Consider the following 19,793-nt stretch of genomic DNA (forward strand, 5'->3'; position numbering starts at 1 on the left):
CTTCATGCTTCGTGAATTTGAAATGATGTCCCGATGGTTCAAACGCTTTCACAATACATTGATTGCCTTATCGTATTGTGTAAAAATGTATATGACCTTTAAAATATCGAAAGGATTTATATATATGACTTCGAATACTTTTTTCATTTTACTTCTAGTTGTGGCACTCGTTGGTATGACACTCATTACGGAAACTGTTCGTCGTATCCGCCACCGACGTATGTTGACACACCACTTAGAACATTTCACACGGTTTGATACAACTGAAAATCCTCATGCTGTTTATGATGCGTATTTCAAATCTCAACATACCACTAAAAATACGATGATCGACGACAAAACATGGTCAGATTTATCGATAGATCTCGTGTTTAACCGAATCAATGCGACATACACATCAATGGGTGAAAATCATTTATATAGTGCGTTACGTTTACAATCGCCACTCGTTCATTATGAATTTTTAGAGCAGCTTGCTACACACCCAAATCAGCATCGAGAAATCGTGAAAAGACTCGTTGACATCGGAAAGTCGATTTATCCCAATTATGATAAAGACGTATTTGAACTACAGTATCAGTGGCATTACACCCTATTGTTTGTATTGCCGTTCATCGGTATCATTGTCAGTTTCTTCAATTTAAGCGTCGGTCTATTATGGATTTGTTTTTCTTTTCTAATCAATATTATTGTCAGTTTTTGATTCAACTACTACGTGGAGAAAAATTTAAAACAACTTTTCATCATGGGACGGGTCGTTCGAGAAACTGAAAAACTCTCAAAAATGTCTATTACGCCTGAGTTCAACCATTCATTAAAACCGTTAAGCTTTATTTCACGGTTACGCTTTTTATTGATCAACGTTGAAACGATTCCAGGATATTTTGTGATGGTTTTTAAATATATGTTTTTAATTGATATTCATTTATACGCGACACTCGTGCGTCGTTTTATCAACCATTATGATACGGTTATAGAATGTTACCGCTATATCGGAGAATTGGATAGTTTATTAGCAGTGTATCAATATCGCTATCATCACGATACAACTGAGCCTGTTGAAGCGGATCATGTCTCATTCGAAGGTTTGACCCATCCACTTATTGATGAAGCAGTACCGAATGACTTCGATTTCAATCAAAATGTTTTGTTAACAGGATCCAACGCTTCTGGTAAGTCTACATTTATGAAAGCCGTCGCATTGAATATCATCATGGCTCAAGCAATACGTACTGTGACCGCTGACAAGTTTCAATACGTCCCTGGCATGGTGAAGACGACTATGGCAAATGCCGATGATGTAACGAGTGGCGACAGTTACTTTATGGCAGAATTGAAATCGCTCAAACGTTTGTTCCATCAAGATGCAGCAGTTCAACACTATTATTTTATTGATGAAATTTTCAAAGGAACTAATACTACTGAACGTGTCGCTGCTTCACACGCCGTACTCGATTATTTAAACCAAATGTCACATTTAAAGAATATCGCAGCGACACATGATATTGAATTAACAGAAGTCTTAGCAAATCAATATGCCAATTATCATTTTAACGAGCACGTGACCGATGGGGAAATTGTGTTTGATTATCGAATTAAAGAAGGGCCGGCAAATACGAGAAATGCGTTGGAGTTAATTCGAATCATGCAGTTTCCAACTCGTATTTATACGGATGCTCAAGCATATGTGAAGCAACTTGAAACTTAAATGTATGACTTATAATATCAATGCAACGCAAAAATAGGACTGAGAAAACATCTACCTCTCAGTCCTGTTTTTATTATATTTTGTTAGAAAGTGCAGTATGGTTCAGCAATCTCCAAGGGTCGAAAACATAATTGTAATTGAAATGTTGAAAAACCTAAAAAAGTGTTTAAAACCTACCAAACAACTTAATCTCGGTACATCTCGATGTCCATACTACTTTGTCCGTTCAATGCCATATCTCCGCGAATCCCTTTTAAATAAATTTCATGGGCTGCTGCACCAATCATCGCTGCATTATCGGTACATAACTGTGGCTCTGGAATCGCAAGCTCTATCCCTTTCTCAGCAGTTGAGACTTCTAACGCTTGACGTAAACCTCGATTACTCGCAACACCGCCAGCAACGATGAGTTGTTTCACACCATACGCTTCACATGCACGCATTGCTTTTCCTACGAGCACTTCAACAACACTGTTTTGGAAGCTTGTCGCGACATTTTCTGGAATAATCGGTTCGCCTTTTTGTTCTAATTGATGCAATTTATTAATCACTGCACTCTTTAAACCGCTAAAACTAAAGTCATAGCTATCGGGTTCTAACCACACACGCGGAAAGTCGTACGTGTCTTCTCCTTGAGCGGCAAGTCGATCAATAGCAGGGCCACCTGGATACGGTAAGCCGATTTTACGTGCGACTTTATCATACGCTTCACCGACTGCATCATCACGTGTCTCCCCTATCACTTCAAACTGTAAATGGTTTTCCATATAGACAAGCTCTGTATGACCACCTGAAACAATTAAGGCAATCAATGGAAATTTCAAGCCATTTTGAAGTTGATTGGCATAAACATGACCTGCAATATGATGCACTGGGATGAGTGGTTTATCATTCGCAAAAGCCAGTGCCTTCGCAGCATTCACACCAACAAGTAACGCACCAATCAGTCCTGGTCCTTGGGTAACCGCGACAGCATCCACATCTTCAATTGACGTATGGGCCTGTTGTAACGCTTCTTCAATCATGACCGTAATATTATCAACGTGATGACGACTCGCCACTTCTGGAACGACACCCCCAAACCGTTGATGACTTTCAATTTGGCTTAATACGCTATTACTTAAAATTGTTTGACCATTTTCAATGACACTGACACTTGTTTCGTCACAGCTTGTTTCAAGTGCAAGAATTTTTGTTAGTTCATTCATATAAATTCACCCACATGACTAATGCATCCTCTCCATCACCATAATAATTTTTTCGTTTGCCTCCAAATTGGAAACCGAGCTTTTGATATACATGTTGTGCAATGACATTATCGACACGTACTTCTAAACTCATCACTGTCGCTATTGAACCGGCAAAGTTCATCCCATATTTTAATAACATTTGCCCTAATCCATGACCTTGATAGGCTGCATCTATCGCAATGGTTGTCACTTGTGCTTGATCGACAACGACCCATAAACCTAAATAACCGATAATACGTTGGTCATATTCGAGCACGAAATAATGTGCAAAATTATTTTGTTCGAGTTCATAATAAAAGGCATCAATCGTCCATGAACTATGTTGAAAACTCGCCTGTTCTAGATCAAACACTTCAGGCACATCTTCATGCGACATACGTCTAATTTGAAGCTGATCTTTTATTTTTGTTGATTCAGCCAATTTTGCTCCGCCTCCGATAGTTTTAAATATTGCGGTGTAAAGGTATGAATATCGCGTGGTTCTCCTTTATGTGGGTACATTTGATCCGCTCGAGGGGGCGCGCTCAAACGTTTAAAAGATGCTAATTCCGTTTCAAATTGTTCCACATCTTCTCCTACAAAGATGACATTGTCGTGCGATGCCCATTGTTCAATTAACCTGTCGAGTGGCATATATCGATCTGCCATCACATTGACGAGTTCACCTTGTTGCCATTGGTAGACACCCGCATAAACATGTTGTCGTCTCGCATTAATGATTGGAATAATATACGCATCAGAATATTGAATTTGTGCCGCAATCGCTTTTAATGATGACACGCCATACAATCGAATATTCAAAGTGTAAGCTAGTGTTTTAGCTGTCGTGACTCCGATACGTAATCCTGTATATGAACCTGGCCCTTCTGCGACAATAATTTCATCTAAATCTTTCGGCTTCAATTGTGCTTGTTGTAATAACAATTCAATGAGTGGCATTAACTGAACCGAATGATTGCGTTTTATCGTTGTCGTATGCGTCATCAATACGTGACCCTCTTGCATAATCGCTACTGATAATGGCTGATTGGCACTATCAATCAGTAAACTGTACATGTTCGATGGCCTCCTTTATCTCTTCAAAATGTGAGCCACGTGCTTCAAAAGTAAGCTCTCGTTCTGTTTCATTAATCGTTTGAATGCTGATTTTTAAATAATGTGGTGGTAAATAGTCTTGGATAAATTGACTCCATTCCACAACGGTCACCGCTTCGTCCTCAAAAAACTCATCAAATCCTAAGTCTTCATCATCTTCTTCTAATCGATAACAATCCATGTGATGAAATTTCAAATAGGTGCCTCGATAAGATTTGATAATATTAAAAGTCGGTGAACTGATATGACGTTTAACACCCAACGCCTGTCCGACAAACTGACTTAAAGTTGTTTTTCCAGCACCTAGGTCTCCGTCTAATAACAATACATCTTGTGCTTTGAGATAAGTTACAAGTTGATTTGCAAATGCTTGCATCGCTGTTTTATTTTTAATTCTCATTTCGTTCGCACTCCTGACTCGATTTTCTAACCTATTGTAACAAATTTTTATCATTTTGACCTTATCAACTTACTGTAACGTTTAAAGCTCATCGCTGTTAGAAGATTCAGCTTCATAGCGCTCCTAAAATATTTTCAGAATTTTTTTGATTTACTGTTGACTTCTTTTCTAATATAAGGTAAATTAATAACATCTAATTTTTAGACAATTCTTTCTATTCGAAACATTAATGTGTGTTTTATTTTAAGTCACACATCTAATCGTCTACATTGTATACGATATGAACAGTTAACGATGTAGCAAGATTGACCCATTCACGACGGAAAAGGAGCGTATGTACAATGGAAAGACATGCAATGATGACCCATACCGTACAAAATCATAATATTGTCATTTTATTATTACGCTCAGGACTGGAGCTTTAGTAGCAATATTACTAAACGCTTAAGTCCTATTTCTAGTTGAATGGGACTTACAAGGTACGTCCCAGATTCAATTTTGGGGCGTACCTTTTTTATTTGAAAAACCGAGGAGGCATTTGAGATGAGAAGTGACATGATTAAAAAAGGAGATCACCAAGCACCGGCGAGGAGTTTGTTACATGCAACGGGTCAAATAAAATCCCCTACTGACATGGACAAACCTTTTATCGCAATTTGTAATTCTTATATTGATATCGTTCCGGGACACGTGCATTTACGCGAACTTGGCGATATCGCTAAAGAGGCCATTCGTGAAGCAGGCGGTGTGCCATTTGAATTTAATACGATTGGCGTGGATGACGGTATTGCGATGGGCCATATCGGTATGCGTTACTCATTACCGAGTCGTGAAATTATTGCAGATGCGGCTGAAACAGTCATTAACGCACACTGGTTTGATGGGGTCTTTTACATTCCGAACTGTGACAAAATTACACCGGGTATGTTGATGGCTGCAATGAGAACGAACGTCCCTGCAATATTCTGTTCTGGTGGTCCAATGAAAGCCGGTCTGTCAGCTCAAGGGAAAGCGCTCACTCTCTCATCTATGTTTGAAGCGGTTGGTGCATTTAAAGAAGGCGCGATGACTAAAGAGGAATTTTTAGATATGGAACAAAATGCATGTCCGACTTGCGGTTCTTGTTCAGGGATGTTCACAGCGAACTCGATGAACTGCTTAATGGAGGTATTAGGATTAGCCCTGCCATACAACGGGACAGCATTAGCGGTCAGTGACCAACGTCGTGAAATGATTCGTGCCGCTGCGAAACAACTCGTTGAAAATGTTAAAAACGACTTAAAACCGCGTGATATCGTAACGAAAGAAGCGATTGATGATGCATTTGCATTAGATATGGCGATGGGTGGTTCTACAAATACTGTACTTCACACGCTTGCCATCGCTAAAGAAGCAGGTATTGATTATGATTTAACGCGCATTAACGAAATTGCGAAAAAGACACCTTATTTATCTAAAATTGCGCCAAGTTCATCGTATTCTATGGATGATGTCCATCAAGCGGGCGGTGTCCCTGCCATCATTAATGAATTGATGAAAAAAGAAGGTGTATTACATCCAGATCGTATAACTGTTACTGGTAAAACTTTAAGAGAAAACAACCAAGATAAAGAAATTACGAATGATGTTGTGATTCGCCGTTTAGACAATCCATACGATCAGCAAGGAGGTCTTTCAATCCTTTACGGTAACATTGCTCCAGATGGTGCGGTGATTAAAGTCGGTGGTGTTGACCCTACGATTAAAACATTTAAAGGAAAAGCGATTTGTTTTGACAGTCATGATGAAGCGGTTGAAGCTATCGATAATCATACGGTACGTGCTGGACATGTCGTTGTCATTCGCTATGAAGGACCTAAAGGTGGACCAGGCATGCCAGAAATGTTAGCCCCTACTTCATCTATCGTCGGACGAGGTCTCGGTAAAGACGTCGCATTGATTACAGATGGTCGATTTTCAGGTGCAACAAGAGGTATTGCAGTCGGTCACATTTCACCAGAAGCCGCTGCAGGAGGTCCAATCGGCTTAATTAAAGATGGTGATGGCATTACAATTGATCTCGTGAATCGCGACCTCACTTTACATGTAGACGAGGCGGTACTCGCAGAACGTCAAGCACATCGTCAACCATTCAAAGCGAAAGTGAAAACGGGTTATCTGGCACGTTATACAGCATTAGTGACTAGCGCCAATACAGGTGGCGTAATGCAAGTTCCTGAAGACTTACTTTAATAAAAATGGAGGGGTTCCAAATGACGCAAACTCATCATACTGTGCCACAAGATCACAATGAGTCACAAGAAGCAACACTTCAACCTGATATGAACGCTTTAAAGTCTGGTGCACAATTGTTAGTCGATGCATTTTTAGAAGAAGGCGTTGAGTACATATTCGGTTATCCTGGAGGGGCAGTGCTCCCCCTTTACGACACATTTTACAACGAACAGATTAAGCATATTCTCTACCGTCACGAACAAGGTGCAACCCATGCGGCAGAAGGCTATGCTCGCGTAAGTGGTAAACCGGGTGTCGTTGTCGTAACGAGTGGTCCTGGTGCCACGAATGCGATTACAGGTATTGCAGATGCATACAGTGATTCGCTTCCACTCATCGTCATTACTGGCCAAGTTGCGACACCGGGTATTGGTAAAGATGCTTTCCAAGAAGCGGATATTTTATCAATGACGACACCGATTACGAAACATAATTATCAAGTAAACGACGTGAAAGAAATTCCACGCATTATTAAAGAAGCGTTTCATGTCGCAAACTCTGGTCGTAAAGGTCCGGTAGTTATCGATTTTCCGAAAGATATGGGGATTTTATCAACTGATTCACCCGTCGAGAGTACTGTCAATACACCTGGCTATTACGTCAATACAAAGCCTGACATTGATGAAATTCAAAAACTGAATGATTATTTAAAAACGTCAGAGCGCCCTGTCATTTTAGCTGGTGCAGGTATTCATTTTTCTAAATCAAATGCGTTATTACAGCAATTAGTCGAAAAATATCAAATTCCTGTCGTGACGACGCTTCACGGTTTAGGTGCGATTCCTTATGATGACCCCCACTTCTTAGGTATGGGCGGCATGCACGGTTCATACGCAAGTAATATGGCATTAACGGAATGTGACTTACTCATTAACTTTGGATCGCGATTTGATGACCGTTTAGCAAGTAATCCAGATGAATTTGCGCCAAATGCAACCATCGTACATGTCGATATTGATCCATCTGAAATCGACAAAATTATTAAAACTGACCTCGGTATTGTAGCAGATGTTAAAAACGTGATCGAAGCATTATTAAAATATGATACAGAAAAAATCAATCACGACGCATGGTTGACAACGGTTAAAGGCTATCAAGATGAACATCCTTTCAAATATGTCGATGATCCGCTTGAAAAGTTTTGTAAACCACAACGTGCGATTGAATACATCGGTGAAATTACACAAGGTAAAGCTTATGTGGCAACAGATGTCGGCCAACACCAAATGTGGGTAGCTCAGTTCTACCCTTTCCAAACTTATGGTCAGCTGATTACAAGTGGTGGACTCGGTACGATGGGCTTTGGTATCCCAGCGGCTATTGGTGCAAAATTTGCGAAACCAAATGAAACTGTCGTAGCATTCGTCGGTGATGGCGGTTTTCAAATGACGAACCAAGAAATGGCATTGCTGAACGAATTTAACTTGAATATTAAAATCGTGTTGATTAACAACGGTACGCTCGGAATGGTGAAGCAATGGCAAGACAAATTCTTTAACCAACGTTTTTCACATTCAGTATTTAACGAACAACCTGATTTCATAAAAATGAGTGAAGCATATGGTGTTAAAGGCTTTTTAATCGACGACCCGAAATGTTTAGAAGCGCAAATCGATGCGGCATTTTTACACAATGGTCCTGTATTAATTGAAATTCGAATTTCACCTGTAGAACCAGTATTGCCTATGGTACCAAGTGGCAAAGCAAACCATGAGATGGAGGGACTATTATGAGACGAACATTCAAATTGCGTGTTTTCGATAAAGCCGGCACACTCAACCGATTAACAAGTTTATTCGTAAGACGCCAGATCAACATTGTGAGTATTACTGCCACACCGACGTTAGATGAAGGGATTTCAGAAATTACATTTATCGCTGAAGTACCTGATGACGAAAAACAACGTACCATTATTCAACAGTTAATTAAGCAAGTCAATACGTTGACAGTAGAAGATATTACGAACATTAATACGTTTAATCGTGAATTACTACTCATTAAACTGAAAAAGCCGATACCACAACAGCAATTTGAAAAAGTACTACAACCGTATGATGCGCTAGTCTCTATTTTGAAGGAAAACGGTCAATACTTGTATTTACAAGCTACTGGCCCTCAATACACATTGAATCACCTTTTAGACGATCTATCATCATTTCATATTGATCAAGTTGCACGTACTGGTACAGCTGGCATTATTTGAAAAATCAAAAAATTATTATTTGGAGGCATTTTAATATGACAAAAGTTTATTATGATTCATCAGTAGAGAAAGATGTATTACAAGGTAAAAAAATTGCGGTCATCGGTTATGGTTCACAGGGTCATGCCCACGCACAAAACTTAAAAGACAATGGCTATGATGTTGTTATCGGTATTCGCCCAGGACGTTCATTCGACCAAGCGCAAGAAGATGGCTTTAATGTTTACACAGTGGCAGAAGCTGTGAAACAAGCAGATGTCGTGATGGTGTTACTTCCTGATGAAATTCAAGGTGACGTGTACAAAAATGAAATCGAGCCTAACTTAGAAGCAGGTAACGCATTAGCATTTGCGCACGGCTTTAATATTCAATTTGACGTCATTCAACCACCAAGTGATGTCGATGTTTTCCTCGTTGCGCCAAAAGGTCCGGGTCATTTAGTAAGACGTACATTTGTTGAAGGTTCAGCCGTTCCAGCATTATTCGCTGTTCAACAAGACGCATCAGGCGAAGCACGTGATTTGGCATTAAGTTACGCCAAAGGTATCGGTTCAACACGTGCAGGCGTATTAGAAACATCATTTAAAGAAGAAACGGAAACGGACTTATTCGGTGAGCAAGCTGTCCTTTGTGGTGGTGTGACACGTCTTATCCAAAGCGGTTTTGAAGTGTTAGTTGAAGCAGGTTACCAACCAGAAATCGCCTACTTTGAAGTGTTACATGAAATGAAATTGATTGTTGACTTAATGTATGAAGGCGGTCTTGAAAACATGCGTTATTCTATTTCAAACACTGCAGAATTTGGTGACTACGTATCAGGTCCACGTGTCATTACCGAAGAAACGAAAGAAAATATGAAAGCTGTATTAAAAGATATTCAAGACGGTACATTTAGCGATCGTTTCATTAAAGATAATCAAGATGGCTTTAAAACATTTAAACAAATGCGTGAAGCACAACAAGGACATCAAATTACAGCAGTGGGGCAATCTTTACGTGAAATGATGCCATTTATTAAATCGAAAAGCATTCAAAAATAATTTTTTAAGGAGTGAATAAAAATGTCTAGTCATATTCAGATTTTTGATACTACACTACGCGATGGAGAACAAACACCAGGGGTCAGCTTTTCCTTTGAAGAACGATTGAAACTTGCCGAACAACTTGAAAAATGGGGGGTCGATGTCATCGAGGCAGGCTTTCCCGCTTCAAGTCAAGGCAGCTTCAAATCTGTACAAGCGATTGCTCGAACTTTAAAACATACGACTGTCACAGGTTTAGCACGTTGTTTAAAGTCTGATATCGATGCAGTATACGAAGCGACAAAGGATGCCGTTTCCCCTTCTATACATGTCTTTATTGCGACGAGCCCTATTCACTTAGAGTCAAAGCTTCATATGACGGAAGCTGAAGTTCTCGAAGCAATTACAACACATGTAAGTTATGCAAAAGAACGCTTTGATATCGTTCAATTTTCACCAGAGGATGCAACACGGACACCTCTCCCATTCCTCATCCAAAGTGTACAAACAGCTGTGGATGCGGGGGCAACTGTTATCAATATTCCTGATACAGTCGGCTATACGTATCCAACTGAATATGGCAACATTTTCAAAGCACTCACAGAACAAATCAAGTCGGAAGTCCCAATTACGTATAGTGCCCATTGTCATGATGACCTCGGCTTAGCTGTGGCAAATAGTATGGCTGCCATCGAAAATGGAGCGACACGCATTGAAGGAACAGTCAATGGGATTGGTGAACGTGCCGGAAATACTGCACTTGAAGAAGTCGCATTAGGTTTATACGTCCGCCAAGATCATTATCAAATTCAAACGCAAATTCAATTCGAATTGACTAAACAAACATCTGATATGGTCGCACGCTATGCTGGTTTGAGAGTACCACGTAATAAAGCGATTGTCGGAAAAAATGCGTTTAGTCATGAGTCAGGCATTCATCAAGATGGTTTCTTAAAAAACCCGGAAACGTACGAAATTATGACGCCACAACTCGTCGGTGTGAAAAAGACGGAACTGCCACTTGGAAAACTGTCAGGTAAACATGCGTTCCAAGATAAATTGAAACAACTCGGCTATGACATTGATGTAGAAGAACAAAAAGTGTTGTTTAAAGCGTTTAAATCTATTGCTGACAAGAAGAAGCATGTCACTGATCAAGATATTCATGCATTGATTCAAGATAGTGAGCACGATAAACATGTCGCTTATCACCTTGAAACGTTACAACTTCAATTTGTCTCGAACGGCCTTCAAAGTGCTGTCGTCGTCGTTCGAGATAATGACGGTCAACATTATCAAGATTCAAGTATAGGCACCGGCTCGATTGTTGCGATTTATAATGCAGTCGATCGTATTTTTAATGTAGAATCTGTACTGTTAGATTATCGTATTGATGCCGTGTCTGAAGGCCGAGATGCACAAGCTGAAGTACATGTACAAGTTGAAGTAGATGGCATCGAATATACAGGCGTCGGTTTCGACCACGATGTTTTATACGCGTCGTGTAAAGCCTATGTTGAAGCGGTGAGTAAATCAGTGCAGTCCATACAAAAAGAAGGTGTCGCACAATGACTTTTAAAATTGTAGCTTTACCTGGTGATGGCATCGGACCAGAAATCATGTCAGGTACATTGGATTGTTTGGACGAACTTGCAGCTCAATTTGACTTTGATTATACCGTGGACAGTTATGCGATGGGAGGTTGTGCCATTAATCAATATGGCACGCCCCTACCTGACGCAACATTAGATGCCTGTCAACGTGCAAATGCCATTTTACTCGGTGCGATTGGTGGCCCGCAATGGACGAATCCAGAATGTCGTCCTGAACAAGGTTTACTGAAATTGCGAAAAGCATTGAATTTATATGCCAATATTCGACCAACACGTGTGACCTCTGACATGGCACATTTATCACCGTTGAAACAAAACATTGTAGAACATACGGATTTCGTTATCGTTAGAGAGTTAACGAGTGGAATCTACTTTGGTGAACCACGCTATCTTAAAGACGAAGAGGCACGTGATTCATTGACTTATACGAAAGATGAAATTGCTCGAATTGCGCATGTCGGTTTTCAATTGGCTCAATCACGTCGTCATAAGCTCACGTCTGTCGATAAAGAAAATGTACTCGCAAGTAGTCAATTGTGGCGTCGTACGGTCAATGAAGTCGCTGAACAATATCCTGACGTTACAGTCGAACATTTACTTGTCGATGCATGTAGTATGCATTTAATCAAACAACCTGCTGATTTTGATGTTATTATCACTGAAAATTTATTCGGCGACATTTTAAGTGATGAAGCGTCGATGCTACCAGGTTCGTTAGGACTTTCCCCTTCCGCAAGTTTTAGTGAAGGTGGACCGAAACTATACGAACCGATTCATGGCTCAGCGCCAGATATCGCCGGTCAAAATAAAGCGAATCCGTTTGCCATGCTATTGTCACTTGCCATGTGTTTACGAGAATCGGCCGAACGTGATGATATGGCAACAATTATTGAAACAACGGTCGATACATTAATTTCTAAAGGAATTACAACAGCCGATCTTGGGGGGCATTACGGCACTACGGACATTTTCAATCATTTTAAAGCTTTAATTAAGGGGGCATAACGAATGGGGCGTACACTTTTCGATAAAATTTGGGATCAACATACCATTACCGGGCAACAAGGTGAACCACAATTATTATACATTGATTTGCATTTGATACATGAGGTGACGTCACCCCAAGCATTTGAAGGTCTAAGAATGCAAAAACGTTCTTTAAGAAGACCTGATTTAACGTTTGGCACATTAGATCACAACGTACCAACGATTGACATTTTCAACATTAAAGATGATATCGCAAACAAGCAAATACAAGCGTTACAACAAAACTGTAAAGACTTTAACGTCACATTGTTTGATATGGGCTCCGATGAACAAGGTATCGTGCATATGGTCGGACCAGAAATGGGGTTAACGCAACCTGGTAAAACCATTGTTTGTGGTGACTCCCATACTGCGACACATGGAGCATTTGGTGCGATTGCGTTCGGTATCGGTACGAGTGAAGTCGAGCATGTATTTGCAACTCAAACGCTGTGGCAAACGAAACCGAAAAATTTAAAAATTAACGTAACAGGTCAACTCCCTAAAGGCGTTTATGCGAAAGACATTATTTTACATTTAATCAACCAACACGGCGTTGACTTTGGCACAGGTTATGCACTGGAATTTGCCGGAGAAACGATTCGTAAATTGTCAATGGAAGGTCGCATGACAATTTGTAACATGGCGATTGAAGCAGGTGCAAAATACGGACTTATTCAACCGGATGACACGACTTTTGCATACCTTGAAGGACGTCGTTACGCACAAAATATTGAGGACAAACTTGATGATTGGCGCGAGCTGTATAGTGATGATGATGCGCAATTCGATAAAATCATTGAATTAGATGTGACAGCTTTAGAACCACAAGTCACTTGGGGCACGAGTCCTGAAATGGGTGTGAGCTTTAGTACACCATTCCCAGAGATTCAAAATGTCAATGACGAACGTGCGTATCAATATATGGGCTTAAAACCAGGTCAACTTGCGACTGATATTCCATTAGGCTATGTGTTTCTCGGTTCATGTACAAATGCACGTATTTCCGATTTAGTTGAAGCGAGTCACATCGTCAAAGGCAATCAAGTACACGAAAACATTACCGCCATTGTCGTACCAGGCTCACGTCAAGTGAAGAAAGAGGCAGAAGCATTAGGACTTGATACGATTTTTAAAGATGCTGGCTTTGAATGGAGAGAACCCGGATGCAGTATGTGTCTCGGTATGAACCCTGACCAAGTGCCAGCTGGTGTGCACTGTGCGTCAACGAGTAACCGTAACTTTGAAGGCCGTCAAGGTAAAGGCGCAAGAACGCATCTTGTATCCCCTGCTATGGCTGCAGCTGCGGCAATTCATGGGCGCTTTGTCGATGTGAGAAAGGTGGTCGAAGCGTAATGGAAATCAAACCAATTACACAATATACGGGCAAAACGGTCCCATTATTTCATGACAATATTGATACCGATCAAATCATTCCGAAAGTCCATTTAAAACGGATATCTAAAACAGGTTATGGCCCTTTTCTCTTTGATGAATGGCGTTATTTAGAAGATGGTTCCAACAATCCTGATTTCGTTTTAAACCAACCCGAATATGAAGGGGCATCCATTTTAATCACCGGAGATAATTTCGGTTGTGGCTCGAGTCGTGAACATGCCGCATGGGCGTTAAAAGATTTCGGTTTCCAAGTGATCATAGCGGAAAGTTTCAGTGACATTTTTTATATGAACTGTACGAAAAATGCACTCTTACCTATTCGACTTGACCGTGCATCAAGAGAAGCGATTGCACGCTACCCTGAAATCACGATTGACTTGCCACAACAAATCATTCAAACACCCGAGCAAAACTACCACTTTGACATTGATGAAACGTGGAAAGAAAAGCTCGTGAATGGCTTAGATGATATTGCTATTACATTAAAATATGAAGCATTAATCAAAGACTATGAACTAAAACATACTTAAGGAGTTGGAACAATGTCTGTAAAAACTACACCTGTTCAAGCACAAGATGTTGAAGATGCATTTTTACGTCTCAACACAATTGTAAAAGAAACACCATTGGAAAAGGATCATTATTTATCGCTTAAATATGATTGTAATGTATATTTAAAACGCGAAGACCTTCAATGGGTGCGTTCATTTAAATTACGTGGCGCTTACAATGCCATTGCTGTATTACCAGAAGAAAAGAGAAACCAAGGTATCACATGTGCAAGTGCCGGAAACCATGCGCAAGGTGTGGCGTTTACAGCCAAATACCTCAAATTACATGCGGTTATCTTCATGCCTGTGACGACACCAAAACAAAAAGTCAATCAAGTTCAATTTTTCGGTGGTGACAACGTTGAAATTAAACTAGAGGGCGACACGTTTGATGACTGTTTAAAATCGGCGCTCAGTTATACCGAACAACATGAGATGACCTTTATCGATCCGTTTAATAATGTGCACACGATTGCTGGTCAAGGGACATTAGCGAAAGAAATTATCGAAACGGCGAAAGCGGACAATATCACAATTGATTACGTTTTCGGAGCTATTGGTGGCGGGGGGCTCATGTCCGGTGTAGCGACTTATTTTACAGCGCATTCCCCTTCTACCAAATTGATTGGTGTAGAACCTCTAGGCGCGAGCAGTATGTATCAATCAGTTCAAGCAGGCGAAGTGGTGACATTGGACAATATCGATAAATTTGTCGATGGTGCTTCAGTGGCACGTGTCGGTGAGATTACATTTGATATTTGTCGTCAAACATTGGATGATTATCTTCAAATTGATGAAGGTGCTGTATGTTCGACCATTTTAGATATGTACTCAAAACAAGCCATCGTCGCAGAACCTGCCGGCGCATTAAGTGTCAGTGCTTTGGATCAGTATCAAGCGCATATTAAGGGGAAAAATGTCGTCTGTATCGTTTCTGGAGGGAATAATGATATTAACCGAATGAAAGAAATTGAAGAGCGTTCATTATTATACGAAGAAATGAAGCATTACTTTATTTTGAACTTCCCACAACGTCCAGGGGCACTCAGACAATTTGTGAATGATGTGCTCGGACCACACGATGACATTACAAAATTCGAATATTTGAAGAAGTCTTCTCAAAATACCGGAACTGTCATTATCGGCATCCAACTTCAAAATAGAGCAGATTTAGACACGCTCATTCGTAACGTCAATCAATTTGATCCTAAAAACATTTATATTAATGAAAACAAAATGCTATATTCGTTATTAATTTAATATGATCTAAAAGGAGCAAACTTGGGATAACCCCCTTTCAGATTTGCTCCTTTTTTTAAGTTTTGATATATTAGTCAAATTGATATTTTCTCATGGCAATACTAAATCCAGTTAATACAACGAGCATCAATATCGCATCAATCATGAAAACTTGTGCTGCATTTTCATTAAGAATAAAGCCAAAAAAGCTCAGTGAAACCGGTATAATCGCTTGTGCAATAGATGAATTCAGCGAAAACACACGCCCTTTATATTCATCCTCTACTGCCTTCTGTAAATAGATGCCATAAGGTGTGTTAATGATAGGCAAACTTATACCAATCAGCATATATATCGCGATGAGAAAAATAAACGACGTCATATTTTGATGTGGGAACAATAAAAAGACACCAAGTGAAAACAAAGTGACAATTTCAATAAGGATTCCAATCTTATAATATAAGGTGACTCCCCTTTTCACAGGATAAATCGACATCACAAATGACACTAAAAATAACGCAATCGTATAACCAGATTCAATCATCCCAAACTGTGTGGGTTTAAGATGTAGCTGTTGTATCGCAATAATGGGCACCCCTACCACTATGACATTGATTAGAAAGTTATTTAACATGGCAGCAACGAGAAAAGTCATAATTTCTTTTTTCTTCACTAAGTATTGCACACCCTCTTTAAAAGAATGTACTAATTGACTTTTCATTTGTTGATGATTAATAATCGGTAATGATTGTATGAGGAAAATCGAAATCGCTTCAGTTACCATATTAATCATCCCAATGACTTGTAACGGTATAAACGCAATCACAATGCCCCCAATGATAGGAGAAACAAAACTTGTCAATGTCGACACCGTTTGTCTAATCGAAATCACACGCTCCAAATTGTCTGTCACGATACGTTGTAAGTTTTTCTGGATAATGACAGAGTTAATCCCATCAGGAATCGTTAATAGAATCCCCAAACAGATGATCATATATACATTGTCATCATATAACAAAGAAAAAATGATCAGTGCAGCCACACTTGATAATTGAGAATACAGAATTAACCGTTTATTATTTACCGAATCTATAAACACACCACTGATTGGCGTAGAAAGAATCGTTGTGATAACAATCAATGTTAAATAAATACTGTACAAATAACTGTTTTCTGTGTTTTTCAAAATATGGAAGGCGCAAGCAAAGCTAAATACACTTGAACCAATGGTAGAAATAAAACCAAAGATGATTAATTTATAAGCATTACGTGTCAAAGTACGGTACCTCCATAAATACTTACCTTAATAATTCAAGAACAGACTGGAGTACTAACAAAATACCATAATCTCCATCTCTAAAACTCGAATTTGCTTTCTCAAAATGTTGATTAGAAAAAAATATTTCTCCATCTTCTACAATGCAAAAAGAAAAAAGTTGCTCTGTTAACCCTTTTAATATATCTAAATATTCTGATTTTTTATTGTATTTATATTCATTTATAAAAATAAATATAGTACCCGATAATCCCTCAGCTATGGAGGTTTTATAAATAATAAGTTTTGATAATTCTTGAAGTGCTTTATAATAGAAATGTTCGTATCTAGAGAAAACATTTTTATATTTATTATGTTTTCTCATGATTTGCAATAGAAAAAGAAAACCACAAGTACCATTATACAAATACGGACTGTATCCATTCGTTTTTTGTATCTGAAATCCGTTAATTAAATTGTTTTTATATTTTATTTTCTCAAAAAGCATTTCAGTGTATTTTTCTATTTTTACAAAATTTTCATTCTTTAAAATTGAGTCATATAGTATGGCCATTGCTCCATCTATTAGCGAAAAATTGTTTTCTGACAAAACTTTTTTAAAATCAGTTGATATATCAACATCTAATTCTAAAATTATTTCGTTTATAATATCGTTATCTCTATTAATATTACACATTTTTTTCTTTAACTTATTTATGATACTATATAACTTAACTTCAAAGATATCCTCAGCATTCAAACATTTTTTTATTTCTTTTATGGACAATTCATAATCAGGACTTGTACATAATTCAATCAACTCATAAAGATATTCAGGAATCTTTAAGTATTTTTTAACTAACTTGAAATTCTTCAAGCATAAACTATAACTTATATTTATCAAAAAATTAGAATTAGAAAAAAGCTTCATCGCTAAAAACCCAAAGCCAACTATATCTTTTTGTTTACCTGTCACCCTATGTTTGTCTTCAGGATGAAAGAAGCCTTTTGTACCAATGTAATTGTTTTCTGTATTATAAATTTTATAGCAAGATTCAAAATCTATAATATAAACTTTATTATTTTTATCAATTAAAAAATTTTCAGATGATATGTCTCCGAAAACATAATCCATATCATGCAAAACTTCAATAATACTTGCTATTTGCAATAAAATATCTTTCACAAGTTTAATATAATTTTTTCTAGAATCTTCATAGTGATAGATTTTCATGTTCTGTGCTAAATAGTTAGTCAGTGTTTCACCATTTACTTTTTCTAAAACTATGTAAAAATGTTCCCATTCTTTAAAAAAATCATATAATTTAGGTATGAAATTGTATTCAGTTAATCTTTCATATATACTTTTTTCGTTATTGTATGTGTATTCCCCTGTGAAATTATTAATAACATATACATTTGGTCTATATTCTTTAATAATAAATTCTTTGTTTTTATGTTTAGCTAAATAAATCCCTCCTTTTGAAGATAGAGAAATTGCTTTAATTATTTCATATTTTTCATGTAGCAATAGTTTATCATCATCATTATCGTCTTCTATTTTAAATTTAAATGGCCACTCTATTTCTTCTGGTAGATAGAAATAAGGAAGTCTAGGATCAGCTATTATTTTCCCATTTTTCAATCTAATTTGCTTTTTTTCTTCTTCTGTTTCTCCATATATAAATCTCATGCGACCATATCTAAAGTATAGTGATTTACAGTTTTTATACCTTAAATCATTAAGAATATATGGAGAATCAAATTTTTCTAATGATTTACTCAATATTTCTAATATTTCTTCAGCTTGCTTTGAATCTATAGGATAAACAGTAATGAATTTTCCAAAATTAAATCTAGAACAGTTTTTATCATTAATTTCCTTTAAAAGGTTACTATTTTTTAAACATTTAAAATTGATGTTATTATTAATCAGATATTTGGCACATATATAAAATATCTCTAATGAGTTTTCAACAGTTGATGATATATGAATTTTCCATCCATGTAGTGGCACATTTTGGTATTCTTCATTTATAAACATAACAAATTTCTCTTCAAAAATAGGAGTGTAAGCGTTTTCGTGTTTTATATCCTTAAAAATTTCATAGTATTGTATTAAATCTGCCAATTTTCATCACTCCTATGTAGGATAATACTATAAAATGCGTGTATAACAATTAATTAATTTAAGGTAAGCAATTCGATAATCACTTATTCCTATTCACTAGCAACTATCTGTATGTGACAACCAGCAGTAAAAATAACCTTAGCATTTCTAGTTTCAAATTCTGCATTTAGTTTTTGTAATTTTAAAACTCTATTCATTTTAAGTTCCCCTTTGATAACATTAAAATTCCATATCATATAGTAAAAAAATTAATTAATACTATCGAATATACTTACCCTATAGTTATAATAGCTAACTATTTCCGCTTTTTCAATATTTATTGTTATTTTTCCCTTTTATACATAATTAATGACATAAGAATAGAATAAAAATATATATTTCATTGCATAAGGATCATCCAAGAAAAAAGTTGTCAAAAAATAAACATATATTAGTGAAAACTTGTAAACATGCAAAAAGCTTCGAAACAATGATGATTGCTTCGAAGCTTTCGAAATAACCTGGCGCCGTCCTACTCTCGCGGAACGTAAGTCCGACTACCATCGGCGCTAAAGAGCTTAACTTCTGTGTTCGGCATGGGAACAGGTGTGACCTCTTTGCCATTGGCACCAGATTAAGTTGTAGAATG

General features: G+C 37.9%; 18 protein-coding genes and 1 rRNA gene. 11 read left to right on the forward strand and 8 right to left on the reverse strand.

Annotation, left to right across the window (positions count from 1 at the left end; translation table 11 throughout):
* Nucleotides 1-124: 124 nt before the first annotated feature.
* Both GZH82_RS14320 and GZH82_RS14325 read left to right on the forward strand, forming a co-directional pair.
* Nucleotides 125-703, forward strand: coding sequence for a hypothetical protein (locus GZH82_RS14320; protein ID WP_238989549.1), 579 nt, complete (start codon nucleotides 125-127; stop codon nucleotides 701-703).
* A gap of 12 nt (nucleotides 704-715) precedes the next feature.
* Nucleotides 716-1,708: a MutS-related protein gene (locus GZH82_RS14325; protein WP_238989550.1), complete on the forward strand. Its 993-nt coding sequence runs from the start codon at nucleotides 716-718 to the stop codon at nucleotides 1,706-1,708.
* Between the two features lie 185 nt (nucleotides 1,709-1,893).
* On the opposite strand, the gene tsaD is transcribed toward GZH82_RS14325, so the two are convergent.
* From tsaD to tsaE, 4 genes are read right to left on the reverse strand one after another with little or no spacing between them, the layout of a single operon-like run.
* Nucleotides 1,894-2,916, reverse strand: a complete 1,023-nt coding sequence (gene tsaD / locus GZH82_RS08970; RefSeq protein ID WP_162682209.1) for a tRNA (adenosine(37)-N6)-threonylcarbamoyltransferase complex transferase subunit TsaD — start codon at nucleotides 2,914-2,916, stop codon at nucleotides 1,894-1,896.
* Entirely contained in the window at nucleotides 2,909-3,334 is a 426-nt protein-coding gene (rimI, locus tag GZH82_RS08975; RefSeq protein WP_238989696.1) for a ribosomal protein S18-alanine N-acetyltransferase, read from the reverse strand. Before rimI ends, tsaD begins: the two co-directional genes overlap by 8 nt.
* 23 nt (nucleotides 3,335-3,357) lie before the next feature.
* Entirely contained in the window at nucleotides 3,358-4,014 is a 657-nt protein-coding gene (gene tsaB / locus GZH82_RS08980) for a tRNA (adenosine(37)-N6)-threonylcarbamoyltransferase complex dimerization subunit type 1 TsaB (RefSeq protein WP_162682211.1), read from the reverse strand.
* Nucleotides 3,995-4,453, reverse strand: a complete 459-nt coding sequence (gene tsaE / locus GZH82_RS08985; RefSeq protein ID WP_162682212.1) for a tRNA (adenosine(37)-N6)-threonylcarbamoyltransferase complex ATPase subunit type 1 TsaE — start codon at nucleotides 4,451-4,453, stop codon at nucleotides 3,995-3,997. The genes tsaB and tsaE overlap by 20 nt, the downstream gene beginning before the upstream one ends.
* A gap of 543 nt (nucleotides 4,454-4,996) precedes the next feature.
* On the opposite strand from tsaE, the gene ilvD reads away from it, so the two are divergent.
* The 9 genes from ilvD to ilvA are packed head-to-tail and all read left to right on the forward strand — an operon-like array spanning nucleotide 4,997 to nucleotide 15,800.
* Complete coding sequence (gene ilvD / locus GZH82_RS08990; RefSeq protein WP_162682213.1) at nucleotides 4,997-6,685, forward strand: dihydroxy-acid dehydratase; 1,689 nt, start codon at nucleotides 4,997-4,999, stop codon at nucleotides 6,683-6,685.
* Between the two features lie 20 nt (nucleotides 6,686-6,705).
* Nucleotides 6,706-8,460, forward strand: coding sequence for a biosynthetic-type acetolactate synthase large subunit (ilvB, locus tag GZH82_RS08995; RefSeq protein WP_162682214.1), 1,755 nt, complete (start codon nucleotides 6,706-6,708; stop codon nucleotides 8,458-8,460).
* A complete protein-coding gene (ilvN, locus tag GZH82_RS09000) occupies nucleotides 8,457-8,930 on the forward strand; it encodes an acetolactate synthase small subunit (RefSeq protein ID WP_019166388.1) in 474 nt (157 codons plus the stop codon). The genes ilvB and ilvN overlap by 4 nt, the downstream gene beginning before the upstream one ends.
* A gap of 35 nt (nucleotides 8,931-8,965) precedes the next feature.
* On the forward strand, nucleotides 8,966-9,970 hold the full coding sequence (ilvC, locus tag GZH82_RS09005) for a ketol-acid reductoisomerase (RefSeq protein ID WP_162682215.1): 1,005 nt from the start codon (nucleotides 8,966-8,968) through the stop codon (nucleotides 9,968-9,970).
* Nucleotides 9,971-9,991: 21 nt separating this feature from the next.
* Nucleotides 9,992-11,524 (forward strand): 2-isopropylmalate synthase, encoded by a 1,533-nt coding sequence (locus GZH82_RS09010; protein WP_162682216.1) that lies wholly within the window; start codon nucleotides 9,992-9,994, stop codon nucleotides 11,522-11,524.
* Complete coding sequence (gene leuB, locus GZH82_RS09015; protein ID WP_162682217.1) at nucleotides 11,521-12,570, forward strand: 3-isopropylmalate dehydrogenase; 1,050 nt, start codon at nucleotides 11,521-11,523, stop codon at nucleotides 12,568-12,570. Before GZH82_RS09010 ends, leuB begins: the two co-directional genes overlap by 4 nt.
* Before the next feature lie 3 nt (nucleotides 12,571-12,573).
* Nucleotides 12,574-13,947: a 3-isopropylmalate dehydratase large subunit gene (gene leuC, locus GZH82_RS09020; protein WP_162682218.1), complete on the forward strand. Its 1,374-nt coding sequence runs from the start codon at nucleotides 12,574-12,576 to the stop codon at nucleotides 13,945-13,947.
* Complete coding sequence (gene leuD / locus GZH82_RS09025) at nucleotides 13,947-14,519, forward strand: 3-isopropylmalate dehydratase small subunit (RefSeq protein ID WP_162682219.1); 573 nt, start codon at nucleotides 13,947-13,949, stop codon at nucleotides 14,517-14,519. Before leuC ends, leuD begins: the two co-directional genes overlap by 1 nt.
* A gap of 12 nt (nucleotides 14,520-14,531) precedes the next feature.
* Nucleotides 14,532-15,800, forward strand: a complete 1,269-nt coding sequence (gene ilvA / locus GZH82_RS09030) for a threonine ammonia-lyase IlvA (protein WP_162682220.1) — start codon at nucleotides 14,532-14,534, stop codon at nucleotides 15,798-15,800.
* 70 nt (nucleotides 15,801-15,870) lie between these two features.
* Here ilvA and GZH82_RS09035 read toward each other — a convergent pair whose 3' ends face one another.
* The 4 genes from GZH82_RS09035 to rrf all read right to left on the reverse strand — a co-directional run bounded on the left by GZH82_RS09035 (nucleotide 15,871) and on the right by rrf (nucleotide 19,778).
* On the reverse strand, nucleotides 15,871-17,055 hold the full coding sequence (locus GZH82_RS09035; RefSeq protein ID WP_162682221.1) for an MFS transporter: 1,185 nt from the start codon (nucleotides 17,053-17,055) through the stop codon (nucleotides 15,871-15,873).
* 22 nt (nucleotides 17,056-17,077) lie between these two features.
* Nucleotides 17,078-19,165: a class III lanthionine synthetase LanKC N-terminal domain-containing protein gene (locus GZH82_RS09040; RefSeq protein ID WP_162682222.1), complete on the reverse strand. Its 2,088-nt coding sequence runs from the start codon at nucleotides 19,163-19,165 to the stop codon at nucleotides 17,078-17,080.
* 89 nt (nucleotides 19,166-19,254) lie between these two features.
* Nucleotides 19,255-19,362 carry a class III lanthipeptide gene (locus GZH82_RS13950; protein ID WP_203232799.1) on the reverse strand — a complete coding sequence of 36 codons (108 nt, stop codon included), beginning with the start codon at nucleotides 19,360-19,362 and terminating at the stop codon, nucleotides 19,255-19,257.
* 301 nt (nucleotides 19,363-19,663) lie between these two features.
* Nucleotides 19,664-19,778: ribosomal RNA gene (gene rrf, locus GZH82_RS09045) — 5S ribosomal RNA — on the reverse strand.
* Between the last annotated feature and the right edge of the window lie 15 nt (nucleotides 19,779-19,793).

The sequence above is a fragment of the Staphylococcus sp. MI 10-1553 genome (genome assembly GCF_010365305.1).
GTDB lineage: Bacteria > Bacillota > Bacilli > Staphylococcales > Staphylococcaceae > Staphylococcus.

Coding starts and splice junctions, on each gene's coding strand:
- rimI (WP_238989696.1), bottom strand. CDS start 3,334: ATGTCGCATGAAGATGTGCCTGAAGTGTTTGATCTAGAACAGGCGAGT.
- leuD (WP_162682219.1), top strand. CDS start 13,947: ATGGAAATCAAACCAATTACACAATATACGGGCAAAACGGTCCCATTA.
- GZH82_RS14320 (WP_238989549.1), top strand. CDS start 125: ATGACTTCGAATACTTTTTTCATTTTACTTCTAGTTGTGGCACTCGTT.
- GZH82_RS09010 (WP_162682216.1), top strand. CDS start 9,992: ATGTCTAGTCATATTCAGATTTTTGATACTACACTACGCGATGGAGAA.
- tsaE (WP_162682212.1), bottom strand. CDS start 4,453: ATGAGAATTAAAAATAAAACAGCGATGCAAGCATTTGCAAATCAACTT.
- leuC (WP_162682218.1), top strand. CDS start 12,574: ATGGGGCGTACACTTTTCGATAAAATTTGGGATCAACATACCATTACC.
- leuB (WP_162682217.1), top strand. CDS start 11,521: ATGACTTTTAAAATTGTAGCTTTACCTGGTGATGGCATCGGACCAGAA.
- tsaB (WP_162682211.1), bottom strand. CDS start 4,014: ATGTACAGTTTACTGATTGATAGTGCCAATCAGCCATTATCAGTAGCG.
- ilvA (WP_162682220.1), top strand. CDS start 14,532: ATGTCTGTAAAAACTACACCTGTTCAAGCACAAGATGTTGAAGATGCA.
- ilvC (WP_162682215.1), top strand. CDS start 8,966: ATGACAAAAGTTTATTATGATTCATCAGTAGAGAAAGATGTATTACAA.
- tsaD (WP_162682209.1), bottom strand. CDS start 2,916: ATGAATGAACTAACAAAAATTCTTGCACTTGAAACAAGCTGTGACGAA.
- ilvB (WP_162682214.1), top strand. CDS start 6,706: ATGACGCAAACTCATCATACTGTGCCACAAGATCACAATGAGTCACAA.
- ilvN (WP_019166388.1), top strand. CDS start 8,457: ATGAGACGAACATTCAAATTGCGTGTTTTCGATAAAGCCGGCACACTC.
- GZH82_RS13950 (WP_203232799.1), bottom strand. CDS start 19,362: ATGAATAGAGTTTTAAAATTACAAAAACTAAATGCAGAATTTGAAACT.
- ilvD (WP_162682213.1), top strand. CDS start 4,997: ATGAGAAGTGACATGATTAAAAAAGGAGATCACCAAGCACCGGCGAGG.